The organism is Streptomyces sp. ID05-39B, assembly GCF_033794725.1.
Classification (GTDB): Bacteria; Actinomycetota; Actinomycetes; order Streptomycetales; family Streptomycetaceae; genus Streptomyces; species Streptomyces bobili.
In genome coordinates, this window is sequence record NZ_JARGEF010000077.1 from 1 (window position 1) to 12,198 (window position 12,198).

Consider the following 12,198-nt stretch of genomic DNA (forward strand, 5'->3'; position numbering starts at 1 on the left):
CCGCACAACAGCACCTGCACCCGCCCGTCCAGTACGGCGATCTCGACCAGCCGTGCGTCGCCGAGCCGCTCCAGCAGCCGGCCCACGTCGAAGTGGTCGCCGTCCCCCGGGGAGTCCCCGCGGATGTGCAGGGTGCGGGAGCGGATCTCCCGTTCCAGCCTGCGCTGTTCGCGCTCCAGCGTCGGTACCGGGCGGCCGTCCATCCGCGCGCCCTCCGCGCGGGCGGCGATCTCACGGTAGGCGGTGAGCCCGCTGAGCAGCGCCGGATCGGCGGGCGGCCGGGTGGGCGGCGCCGACAGCACGGTGGCCCGCCAGCGTTCGCTCCACATCAGCAACTGCCGCGGCCCGCCCCGTTCCAGGCTCACCTGCTGGGCGAGCGCGGCGAGTTCGGCACCCTGCGCGGTGGCGCGGGCGCGCAGTTCGGAGGCGCCCAGGGTGGTGCGGTGGTCGTCGAGGACGTCGAGACCGCGCCGGCAGGCCTCCAGGACGCCCCGCCCCGAACCGGTGGCGCGCGCCCACAGCGCCTGCGCCGCCCAGCCCGTCATCCGGGCCAGCGGCGGCCCGCCGCGCCGGCTGCGCGCGGCGACCGCCAGATAACGTTCGGCGTCCTGGGCCCAGTTCAGGTCCAGCGCGATCCGGCCGGCCAGCAGCCAGCCCTCCGGCGCGGCGGGCGCCCCGAACGAGGACAGCCGTTCGGCGACCCGGACCGCGTCCGCGACCAGCCGTCCCGAACTCCGCCCGGTCGCCAACCGTGCCTCGATCAGAACGAGTTGGGCGTGCGCCTCCCACCAGGTGCGGCGCTGCCCGGCGAACAGCCGCACGGCCAGGGCCGCCCGCGCGGTCGCCGTGACCGGATCGCCCGCGAGCCGGGCGGCCCGCGCCGCTGCCAGCAGCAGTTCCGCCTTGCGGGTGGACTGCCCGCCGATCCCGTCGAGGACCGTGATCGCCGCGTCCGCCTCGGCGAGCGCCTCGGGCGCCAGCCCGGCCGCCATCAGCACCTCGCAGCGCCGGATGTCGAGCATGAAGGTGGGCGTGCCGAGCTTGGCGTAGCGCTCCTCGGCCTCGTCCATCAGCCGCAGCGCCGCCGGCACGTCACCCGAGCGGAACGCGGCCAGCCCCCGGCTCTCCACCGCGTCGGCCTTGTCGTGCTCCTGGCCGGTGGTGTCCCACAGTGCCTCGGCCGCCGTGAAGTCGGCGTCCGCCCGGTCCACCGCGCCGAGCGCCAGATGCACGGTGGCGCGCAGGGTGAGGGCGCGAGCCGTCCAGATGACGTCGCCCGCCTGCCGCAGCACGGTGATCGCCCTGCGTACGTCGTCCAGCGCCTCGCGGTGATGCCCGAGGACCCACCAGGAGTAGGCCCGCCGGTACAGCACGCGCGCGCGGGTGTGCCCGGTGCCGCGCTCGATGCCCCGCTCGAACGCCGCGAGGCCCTGCCGGGTGCGGCCCGCGTGGACCAGGGCCACGCCGAGCGTGCCCAGGACGTCGGACTCCCGCTCGGCGGAGTCGGCGCGTGCCGCCAGCACGCGGGCGCGCCGCAGATGGTCCAGGGCGAGACGCATGTCGCCCCAGTCCCGCTGCCAGATGCCGATCACCTGGTGGGCGACCGAGGCGTGCAGGGGCGGGGGATCGGTGTGGAGCACTCCCTCCGCCCGTGCCAGGGCGTCGTTGGGGGCGGCGAACACCATGGGCAGCAGTTCGAGAACCGTGTCGTTTCCCGCTGTCACCCCACGGATGGTAGTGCTCCGGTCGCATGTCACACAGGGCTGGAGTGGTTTCAGGACGTATCAATTGGACGTCGCGTCAACGGGCCGCGCGCACACCGCCCGGCGTACGCCCTGGGGCGAGCGGCGCGTACGTCGGGGGCGTGCGGCCGCAACCGCACCCCGGGTCCCTGTCGTCGCACCACCTGTATCAGATGAGGGTCTCGCGGCTCTGACTGAAGACCATCGGGTTCAGGGGAGGACACGCCATGGCACCACAGCGATTCCACGAGCAGTTCGGGCAGATCCAACGCGCACTGCCCGGCGTGCCGTTGGCGATGGGACCGGACGACTCCGGCGAGTTCATCTACGAAAAGGGCGTCGTCCTGGCGCGCGACGGCGAGGAGGCCCGGGTCGTCGAGGACGCCGTCCGCACACACTTCACCGCGGCGCCCGACCTCACCCCCGACCATGTGCGCCGGTCCGGACCGCAGGCCAACCGCTCCGGCATCACCCGCATCCAGGTCTCCGACCCCGGCCAGGGCGTGGCGGGCGCCGACCGCGCCGTCGCGGGAGCGCTGCGCGCCCTGCGTGGGGCCGAGAACCGCGTGGGCCGCCGGCTGGTCAGCCGCAACCACGTGGTGTCCATCGCGGTCAACGCCTGCCCCGGCGACGAGCCGGTGCCCGCGGCCTACAACGCGCCGCCCAACCCGGCCGCGGTCCAGGCCGTCCACGACCCGGCCGGCGCCGTCGGCGTGCTCGTCGTCGACACCGGCCTGATGCACGACTACCGCTCCTACCCGCTCCTCGCCCACACCGAGGGCGACGCGCAGATCCGGGAGACCGACGACAGCGGCGTCCTCCAGCAGTACGTCGGGCACGGCACGTTCATCGCCGGGCTGGTCGCTGCCGTCGCCCCCAACACCGACATCACGGTGCGCAACACCCTCAACGACGCCGGCGCGATCCTCGAGTACGACTTCGGCGACAAGCTCTTCGAGGCCGTCGAGGAGGGCGGCTGGCCCGACATCCTCAGCCTCTCCGCCGGCACCTCCAACGGCCGCGTCGACGGCCTCCTCGGCGTCGCCGCCTTCATGGACGAACTGCGTGCCCAGCGCACCCTGTTGGTGGCAGCCGCCGGCAACAACTCCAGCGCCACCCCGTTCTGGCCGGCCGCCTACGCCTCGCTGCCCGAGTACGCGGACGCCGTGCTGTCGGTCGGCGCGCTGCGCGGCGACGGCGAGTTCGGCGCCTGCTTCAGCAACCACGGCCCCTGGGTGCGCGTCTACGCCCCCGGCGAGCGCCTCACCAGTGCCCTCACCGGCTTCGGCAGCCCCGTCCCCTACGTGTACCAGCACTCCACCTACGACGCCTGCCGCTACGGCTTCACCTACTCCTGCACCTGCCAGTCGCCGCGCCACACCGGGCAGTTGAGCGAGGACACGGCGGCCACCGCGGGCAAACCGGACCAGGTCATGTTCGAGGGGCTGGCCTCCTGGAGCGGCACCTCCTTCGCGACGCCCGTCGTCGCCGGACTGGTCGCCGCCCACATGACGGCCAACGGCCTGACCGACCCGCGCGCCGCCGCCCAAGAACTCCTCGCCGCCGAAGCCGAGTCGGCCGAGGTGCGCGGCGCCCACGTCGCGGCGCTGCTGCCGGCCACCTGGACCCCGGTGCCCGTGGGGCAGCCGGCCGTCCCGGCGTGAGGCCGTCATGAGGTCCGGGGCCGGCCCCTTCACGGCGTACGATGACTTGCCGTACACAAGGGGTGGGACCGTGGACCGTAGTGAAGTCGGCGCGCTCGTCCAGTCCGCCGTAGACGGTGACACGGCGGCCTGGAAGGCGATCGTGGAAGGGCTGAGCCCGCTGGTCTGGTCGGTCGTGCGCGCGCATCGGCTCTCCGACGCCGACGGCCACGAGGTGTACCAGACGGTGTGGTTCCGGTTCGCCCAGCACCTCGGGCGGATCCGCGAACCCGAGAAGGCGGGATCCTGGCTGGCGAGCACCGCGCGCAACGAGTGCCTGAAAGTGATCAAGAGCCTGCGGCGGCTGACACCGACGAACGATCCCCAGCTGCTCGACCGCGTCAGCGAGGAGCGTACGCCGGAGCAGTCGGTGCTGGATTCGGAGGAGGCGGCCGCGCAGAGTGAGCGCGTGCGTCACCTCTGGCAGGAGTTCGAGGCGCTCGGTGAGCGCTGCCGGCAGCTGCTGCGGGTGCTGATCTCCTCGCCGCCGCCCAGTTACCAGGAGGTCTCGGCCGCGCTGGGCATCGCCGTGGGCAGCATCGGACCGATGCGCCAGCGATGCCTGCGCCGCCTGCGGGCCCGACTCGACGCACGGGGAGCCCTGTGAGCCACATGGACGATGCCATGGACGACACCGACGACACCTTCGAAGAGGCCTCCGGCGACGGGGAGTACGACGACAGCGGGCTGGAGGCGGAACTCCGCGAAGCCGCCGCGATCCTCGACCCCGTACCGGCCGAGCTGCGCCTCCTCGCCGTCGAGGCCTACGCGCTGCACGACCTGGACGCGAAGATCGCCGAGCTGACCTTCGACTCGCTGGTCGACGCCATCCCGGTCAGGGGAGCCGTGGACGTACCGCGCATGCTCACCTTCCACAGCGGCGGGCTGACCGTCGACGTCGAGGTGACCCCGTGCGGCATCATGGGCCAGCTGCTGCCCCCGCAGTCCGCGTCGATCGAGGTCCTCGACGGCCCCCGCGCCGGAGCGGCCCTGACCGCCGACGACATGGGCCGCTTCACCAGCGAGGCCCGGCCCACCGGCCCGTTCGCCCTGCGCCTGCGCGCGGGCGGCGAGGTCGTGGTCACCGAGTGGATGCGCGCCTGACCGACCGGAGACCGCCCGCCCCCTGATGCCGCCTTACACTCGTGCTCGCCGCCGCGGCAGGGGATGGCGGTCGCCGGCGACACCGACCGACGGCACGTCCGCCCGAGGACCCTGCTCCCGGCTCGCCCACCAGGTGTCGCTGCCCCTCCGCCGCACGGCCCCGGTCAGCCGGAGACCGCGTCCACCAGTTCCGCCAGTGCCTCGGCGAGCCGGGTGAGGCCGGGGCCGGCCGGGCCGCCCGGTTCGCTCATGTAGGTGTCGCGGCGGATCTCCACCATCAGGGCGCAGACCCGCGGGTCCGTCCCGTAGTAAGCCAGCGGCACGTACGTCCCGCCGAACGGGCTGTCGAGTCCCGTCTCCCCGATCGCCGCGAACGCCTTCCTCGCGGCGGCGAGCAGCTCGGGCGGGGTGTGGAAGGCGTCGGTGCCCAGGCACACCGGCGGGCGCGGGCCCTCGCCGTGCAGCTCGTAGGGGAGCGCCCCGGTGGGGTAGGAGTGCACGTCGATGATCACGGCCCGGCCGACGGCCGCCAGCCGCTCGCCGACGGCGGCCGTCATCGCCGCCGCGTAGGGGCGGAAGTACCTCTCGATCAGTGGCTCGGGATCGGCGTCCGGGCCGCGCAGGACCTCTCGGTGGGTGGTCCGCGTGTACACCGCGCCCATCCCCGCCGACAGCATCTCCTCGCGCTCGTCGGGGAACCGTTCCGGGTCGACGACCAGCCGCGACAGCCGGTTGACGAACCGCCACGGCCTCACCCCGGCCCGCCGCGCCGCCGCCTCGGCGATCTCCGCGGTGTGCGCGTCGGTGATGTGGTCCAGCTCCCGCTCCAGCGCCGGACCGTCCAGGACGATTGCCCTCCGCACGCCCGGTGGTATCTCCCGCGCCGAGTGCGGTACGTGCAGGATCACCGGCGACCCGCCGGCACCGGGCAGGAACGTGAAGGACGGTTCGGCAGGGCTCATACGGGGGCTCCCGGGGCTGATCGGCTGCGGAGGTGCACGATCAAGGTGCCACATCGCCGCGACCACCCCGCCACGCACCTTGGCCCCGGCCGGGCGGTGCACCGGTCGGGGCCAAGGTGTGCGGGCGGGTGAGCGTCAGCTCAGGGAGGCGAGCAGCTCGTTCCAGGTGGCCGACGGGCGCATGACCGCCGCCGCCTTCTCCGGGTCGGGCCGGTAGTAGCCGCCGATGTCGACCGGCCGGCCCTGGACGGAGTTCAGCTCCTCGACGATCTTCTGCTCGTTCGCCGCGAGGGACTCGGCGAGCTGGGCGAAGGCCTTCGCGAGGTCGGCGTCCTCGCTCTGGCGCGCCAGCTCCTGCGCCCAGTACAGGGACAGGAAGAAGTGGCTGCCGCGGTTGTCGATGCCGCCGACGCGACGGGTCGGGGACTTGTCCTCGTTGAGGAAGGTCGCCGTGGCGCGGTCGAGGGCGTCGGCGAGGACCTTCGCGCGGGCGTTGCCCGTGAACGTGGCGTACTGCTCCAGCGAGGGGACCAGCGCGAAGAACTCACCGAGGGAGTCCCAGCGCAGGTAGTTCTCCTTGACGAGCTGCTGGACGTGCTTGGGCGCGGAACCGCCGGCGCCCGTCTCGAACAGGCCGCCGCCCGCCATCAGCGGGACCACCGACAGCATCTTGGCGCTGGTGCCCAGCTCCAGGATCGGGAACAGGTCGGTGAGGTAGTCGCGCAGGACGTTGCCGGTCACCGAGATGGTGTCCTCGCCGCGGCGGATGCGCTCCACCGACAGCTTGGTGGCCTCGACCGGGTTGAGGATCCGGATGTCCAGGCCCTCGGTGTCGTGCTCCGCCAGGTACGTGTGGACCTTGGCGATCAGCTGCGCGTCGTGGGCGCGGGTCTCGTCCAGCCAGAACACCGCCGGGCTGCCGGTGGCGCGGGCGCGGGTGACGGCCAGCTTGACCCAGTCGCGGATCGGGGCGTCCTTGGTCTGGCAGGCGCGGAAGATGTCACCCCGGGCGACGGACTGCTCCAGGACGACGTTGCCGTCCTGGTCGACGAGGCGGACCGTGCCGGGGGACTTGACCTCGAAGGTCTTGTCGTGCGAGCCGTACTCCTCGGCCTTCTGCGCCATCAGGCCGACGTTGGGGACCGAGCCCATGGTCGACGGGTCGTAGGCGCCGTGGGCGCGGCAGTCGTCGATGACCGCCTGGTAGACGCCGGAGTAGGAGGAGTCCGGCAGCACCGCGAGGGTGTCGGCCTCCTGGCCGTCCGGGCCCCACATGTGGCCGGAGGTGCGGATCATGGCCGGCATCGAGGCGTCGACGATCACGTCGGACGGCACGTGCAGGTTGGTGATGCCCTTGTCGGAGTCGACCATCGCCAGGGCCGGGCCCTCGGCCAGCTCGGCCTCGAAGGAGGCCTTGATCGCGTCGGCCTCGGGCAGGGCCTGAAGGCCCTTGAGGATGCCGCCGAGACCGTCGTTCGGGGTGAGGCCGGCCGCGGCCAGCGTCGCGCCGTACTGCTCGAAGGTCTTCGGGAAGAAGGCGCGCACCACGTGACCGAAGATGATCGGGTCGGAGACCTTCATCATCGTGGCCTTGAGGTGCACCGAGAACAGCACGTCGTCGGCCTTGGCGCGGGCGATCTGTGCGGTGAGGAACTCGCGCAGCGCGGCCACGTGCAGCACGGACGCGTCGACGACCTCGTCCTTGAGGACCGGTACGGACTCGCGCAGGACGGTGGTGGTGCCGTCCTCGCCGACCAGCTCGATGCGCAGGGAGCCGTTCCCGGAGATCACGGCGGACTTCTCGGTGGAGCGGAAGTCGTTCTCGCCCATGGTCGCGACGTTGGTCTTGGACTCGCTCGTCCAGGCGCCCATGCGGTGCGGGTGGGTCTTGGCGTAGTTCTTGACCGACGCGGGGGCGCGGCGGTCGGAGTTGCCCTCGCGCAGGACCGGGTTCACGGCCGAGCCCTTGATCTTGTCGTAGCGGGTCTGGATGTCCCGCTCCTCGTCGGTCTTGGGGTCGTCCGGGTAGGCCGGCAGCGCGTAGCCCTGCGCCTGAAGCTCGGCGATCGCGGCCTTGAGCTGCGGGATCGACGCCGAGACGTTCGGCAGCTTGACGATGTTCGCCTGGGGCGTCTTGGCCAGCTCGCCCAGTTCGTGCAGGTCGTCCGCGATCCGCTGGTCCTCGGTGAGGTATTCAGGGAACACGGCGATGATGCGCCCGGACAGCGAGATGTCCCGCGTCTCCACGGAGACACCGGCCTGCGAGGCGTACGCCTGGACCACCGGCAGGAAGGAATACGTCGCCAGGGCCGGGGCCTCGTCAGTGTGCGTATAGATGATGGTCGAGTCAGTCACCGGGTGCTCCGCTCCACGTCTGCAACATTGCTCGACATCAAGATATCTCGTGACCGACCCGGACTCGACAGGACCCCACGGCGGGCGCGAACCCGGTGCGGGACGCCACGGCGGCCGGTCTCGGGCCGGACCGGCCGCCGTGTGCGAAATCTGGCCAGAGGATCAGCCGGGAGAGGAGGGGTCAGTCGTGCAGGACCGCCGGCGGCACCAGGTCGTCGCCCGTGCGCTGCTGCGGGATGACCACCGCGCCCTGCTGGAGGGCCACGGTCCGGGCGGGCGAGGGGATACGGATCCCCTCGTGCTGGTAGCGGCGGTGCAGGCGCTTGATGAACTCGTGCTTGATCCGGAACTGGTCGCTGAACTCGCCGACGCCCAGGATCACCGTGAAGCCGATCCGGGAGTCGCCGAAGGTGTGGAAGCGGACCAGCGGCTCGTGGTCGGGGACGGCGCCGGTGATGTCCGTCATCACCTCGGTGACGACCTCGCAGGTCACCCGCTCGACGTGCTCCAGGTCGCTGTCGTAGGCGACGCCCGCCTGCACCAGGATGGTCAGCTGCTGCTCGGGGCGCATGAAGTTGGTCATGTTGGACTTGGCGAGCTGTCCGTTGGGGATCACGACCAGGTTGTTGGAGAGGTTGCGCACGGTGGTCTGCCGCCAGTTGATGTCCTCGACATAGCCCTCCTCGCCGCTGCTGAGCCGGATGTAGTCGCCGCGCTGGACGGTCTTGGAGGCGAGGATGTGGATGCCCGCGAAGAGGTTGGCGAGGGTGTCCTGGAGGGCCAGCGCGACGGCCAGACCGCCGACGCCGAGGGCGGTCAGCATCGGCGCTATGGAGACGCCGAGGCTCTGGAGCGCGACCAGGAAGCCGAGCGCCAGGACCAGTACCCGGGTGATGTTGACGAAGATCGTGGCGGAGCCGGCGACGCCGGAACGGGAGTGCGTGACGCTCTGCACCAGCCCCGCGACCACCCGGGCCGCCGACACCGTCACCGCGAAGATCAGCAGGACGGTCAGGCTCTGGTTGACGGTGTGCTGGACCGCCTTGGTCAGCGGCAGTACGGCCGCCGCGGCCGCCCCGCCGGCCACCAGCGCCGCCCACGGCACGACCGTGCGCAGCGCGTCCACGACGACGTCGTCGCCGCTCCACTTGGTGCGCTTGGCGTGTTTGCCCAGCCAGCGCAGCAGCGTCCGTGACAGGAACGCCAGCAACAGGCCGGTGGCCAGGGCGATTCCGGCGAGGACGGCGTCGTCGAGGGTCAGCGCGCGGTTCACCGGTCGCCTCCGGAGGGACGGTCGGCGGCGAAGCGGGTCGCCGACGGCCGGATGTGAAGTGTGCTCACGTGGTCACCTGCTCGATTCCGGGAAGTGCGAAGTGCGGTCGCGTCCGCCGCGTGCGCGGACGCGACCGCTCATCCTGCCGTACACGGAACGGCAGTTCGTACCCGGCGACCGGTTCAGACGATGCCTTCGGCCAGCTCCGCCCGCTCCCGGTCCGAGCCGTACGCCGCGGCCGTGGGCGTGCCGTAGGAACGGCGGGCCACGAACCACCACACCGTGGCCAGGACCAGCACGACGGCGAGGGCGAGGGAGGCGTAGTTCATCGTGTCCGCCGTCACCGGCGAGGACTGCGGCAGGCAGAACAGGACCGTCACACAGGCCACCCACACCACGGCGATCCAGCCGATCGGCCTGCTCCAGCGGCCCAGACTCCAGGGACCTGGCTGGAAACGGTCCCCGGCGCGCAGACGCAGCAGGATGGGGATGGCGTACGCGGGCGTGATGCCGATGACGTTGATCGCGGTGACCGCGCCGTAGGCGGTCGCCGAGTACAGCGACGGCAGGGCGAGGACGCCGGCCACGACGACCGACAGCCACACGGCGGCGACCGGGGTCTGGGTGCGGGCGCTGACCTTGCGCCACAGGTGCGAGCCCGGCAGGGCGCCGTCCCGGCTGAACGCGAACACCATCCGGCTGGCCGCGGCGACCTCGGCGTTTCCGCAGAACAGCTGGGCCACGATCACGACGAGCAGCAGCGCGCTCGCCCCGTCCGTGCCGAGCCCGTCCAGGAGGATCTGCGCGGGCGGTACGCCGGTCTCGGTGGCGAGGGTGGCGTCGTAGTCCTGGATGGCGAAGGTGAGGCCCGCGAGGAGGACGAAGCCCGCCGCCCAGGACACCCAGATGGAGCGGACGATGCCGCGCGCCGCCGACACCGACGCGTTGGCCGTCTCCTCCGACAGGTGCGCGGAGGCGTCGTAGCCGGAGAACGTGTACTGGGCGAGGAGGAGGCCGATCGCCGCCACGTACAGCGGGTTCTCCCAGCCGGTGTGGTTGACGAACTCGCCGAAGACGAAGGACGGCGACCGGTGGTGGTCGGGGACGATCGCCAGCGCGCCGACGATGAGCGCGACACCCGCCAGGTGCCACCAGACGGAGACCGAGTTCAGGACGCTGACGAGGCGCACGCCGAACAGGTTCAGCACGGCGTGCAGCAGCAGGATCGCCATGAAGATCAGCATCGTCTTCTCCGGCGTCGGCTCGAAGCCCCACTGGAGATTGGCGAACGCGCCCGCGAACAGGGCGGCGCCGTAGTCGATGCCGGCGATCGCGCCGAGCAGCCCCAGCAGGTTCAGCCAGCCCGTGTACCAGCCCCAGCGGCGCCCGCCGAGCCGGTCCGCCATGTAGTAGAGGGCACCGGACGTCGGGTACGCGCTGGTGACCTCGGCCAGCGCCAGCCCCACGCACAGCACGAACAGGCCGACCCCGGCCCAGCCCCACAGCATCATGGCGGGACCGCCCGCGCCCATGCCGAAGCCGTACAGCGTCATGCAGCCGGAGAGGATCGAGATGACGGAGAAGCTGATCGCGAAGTTGCCGAAGCCGCCCATACGGCGGGCCAGCACGGGCCGGTAACCCAGCTCGCGCAGCCGCTGCTCCTCGTCGGGCCGCGGGACGGAGGTGGGGACCGCCGGTTCGGGCGCGGGCAGCGGTGGTTCGGACGTGCTGGACATGCGAGAGCCTCCCAGGACGGGTCGAGTGACGGTTTGCCGGATACGGGCGGACGGCAGCCGCGTGGTGCGGGCCATCGAGGTGCGGGGCGACGGCCGGGGGGTGCGTCAGCCGTCCGTGGAGGAGACGGCCGGCCGACTGCGGGTGCGGGTGCGGGCCCGGAGGAACACCTGCGCGGCCTCGCCATGGTCGCCGGGCACGGCGGAGCGGTACGCCCAGGGCACAGGCGTGTGACAGGGGCCGATCGCGTCGAACACGCGCGCCGCGTCGGAGAACCGGTGCGCTCCCCACAGCGCGTGGGCGAGATGGTTGAGGTCCAGCGGGGAGCGTTCGGCGGGGACGCTGTGCCCGAACCAGGCCGTGTGCGCGTGCAGCGCCTCACGGGTGGCGTCCTCGGCCACCCAGTGCAGGTCCAGGGCGGCCTCCCGCCCGCCGCCGCGCCGGTAGCGCTCGACCCGGACGTACAGCGGCAGGACGTGCAGCGCGGAGCCCGGCGGGGCGTCCTCGGCGGCCAGGTAGGCGAAGCCCGCCGCCTCCGCGAGCCGGCCGGACGCGGACCGCGCGTACAGGAACTGCAGCATGCGGTGGTGCGCCTCGCGGTTGTGCGGGTCGCGCTCGACGGCCTCCTCCAGCAGCCCCCACGGGCCGGGCGGCAGGGTCGGGTCCGGCGGCGGCGCCCGGTGCTCCTCCCACGCCTGCCCGCGGTCCAGCTGGGCCAGGGCCAGCAGGCACACCCACGGCACCGGATCCGACGGGGCTGCGCGGGCGGCGCCCTGGCTCATGTCCCAGGCCTCGATCCACAGTTCGTGGGTACGGCGGTGCCGTTCACGGTGCGCCCGCAGGGCCCGCTCGACGGCGACCCGGGCCCGCATCACGGCGGCCGGCACGCTGTCCGGTTCCTCGGCGAGCCAGGCCCGGATCACATCGGTGCCGGCCGCTCCCGCGGCGAGGACCTGGGTGCGCTGCGTCCACTGCCACCAGTGCGTCGTGCGCTCCAGCAGGGTCCGCATCGACAGCCAGCGGCCGGCGCGCACCTCCTGGAGCGCGGTCCGCAGTTCACCGTCGTGGCCCGCGGGATCGTAGGCGGGGAGTGCTCCGTCTCTGGCCATCAGCCGCTCGCTCCCGGTCGGGGGTCGCGCGGGACGGCAAGGTGGAGTAACAACAGCCCTCCTCGGGGCGGCGGATGAGGAGATCGCCTGGGTTCGGCGGTCACTATAGGGGCCGGCCGCAGCCCCTCGCGCATGCTTTCGGATCGATCCGACCGGGCTTGTCAATACTGCAGTCGACTGGTCATCGGCCGGTGTCCGGGTGGCTGGATCGGTGCA

Annotated in this window: 8 protein-coding genes and 1 pseudogene; 3 read left to right on the top strand and 6 right to left on the bottom strand. The window is 72.4% G+C overall.

The features are described from left to right. Nucleotides 1-1,685: pseudogene (locus tag P1P75_RS18605) on the bottom strand (CHAT domain-containing protein); the annotation flags it as partial. A 284-nt stretch (nucleotides 1,686-1,969) separates the two neighbouring features. Here P1P75_RS18605 and P1P75_RS18610 point away from each other — a divergent pair. The 3 genes from P1P75_RS18610 to P1P75_RS18620 are packed head-to-tail and all read left to right on the top strand — an operon-like array spanning nucleotide 1,970 to nucleotide 4,549. Beyond that, nucleotides 1,970-3,406 (top strand): S8/S53 family peptidase, encoded by a 1,437-nt coding sequence (locus P1P75_RS18610; RefSeq protein ID WP_319256670.1) that lies wholly within the window; start codon nucleotides 1,970-1,972, stop codon nucleotides 3,404-3,406. Between the two features lie 7 nt (nucleotides 3,407-3,413). After that, nucleotides 3,414-4,052, top strand: coding sequence for a sigma-70 family RNA polymerase sigma factor (locus P1P75_RS18615; RefSeq protein ID WP_319256672.1), 639 nt, complete (start codon nucleotides 3,414-3,416; stop codon nucleotides 4,050-4,052). A 5-nt stretch (nucleotides 4,053-4,057) separates the two neighbouring features. Next, nucleotides 4,058-4,549, top strand: coding sequence for a hypothetical protein (locus P1P75_RS18620; RefSeq protein WP_319256674.1), 492 nt, complete (start codon nucleotides 4,058-4,060; stop codon nucleotides 4,547-4,549). 164 nt (nucleotides 4,550-4,713) lie between these two features. Here P1P75_RS18620 and P1P75_RS18625 read toward each other — a convergent pair whose 3' ends face one another. The 5 genes from P1P75_RS18625 to P1P75_RS18645 all read right to left on the bottom strand — a co-directional run bounded on the left by P1P75_RS18625 (nucleotide 4,714) and on the right by P1P75_RS18645 (nucleotide 11,982). Beyond that, nucleotides 4,714-5,511 carry an N-formylglutamate amidohydrolase gene (locus P1P75_RS18625; RefSeq protein WP_319256676.1) on the bottom strand — a complete coding sequence of 266 codons (798 nt, stop codon included), beginning with the start codon at nucleotides 5,509-5,511 and terminating at the stop codon, nucleotides 4,714-4,716. A gap of 135 nt (nucleotides 5,512-5,646) precedes the next feature. Then, nucleotides 5,647-7,866 (bottom strand): NADP-dependent isocitrate dehydrogenase, encoded by a 2,220-nt coding sequence (locus tag P1P75_RS18630; protein ID WP_319256678.1) that lies wholly within the window; start codon nucleotides 7,864-7,866, stop codon nucleotides 5,647-5,649. A gap of 181 nt (nucleotides 7,867-8,047) precedes the next feature. Next, nucleotides 8,048-9,139 carry a mechanosensitive ion channel family protein gene (locus tag P1P75_RS18635; RefSeq protein WP_319256680.1) on the bottom strand — a complete coding sequence of 364 codons (1,092 nt, stop codon included), beginning with the start codon at nucleotides 9,137-9,139 and terminating at the stop codon, nucleotides 8,048-8,050. Between the two features lie 182 nt (nucleotides 9,140-9,321). Continuing rightward, a complete protein-coding gene (locus P1P75_RS18640) occupies nucleotides 9,322-10,875 on the bottom strand; it encodes an amino acid permease (RefSeq protein WP_319256682.1) in 1,554 nt (517 codons plus the stop codon). A gap of 105 nt (nucleotides 10,876-10,980) precedes the next feature. Beyond that, on the bottom strand, nucleotides 10,981-11,982 hold the full coding sequence (locus P1P75_RS18645; RefSeq protein ID WP_319256684.1) for a hypothetical protein: 1,002 nt from the start codon (nucleotides 11,980-11,982) through the stop codon (nucleotides 10,981-10,983). Between the last annotated feature and the right edge of the window lie 216 nt (nucleotides 11,983-12,198).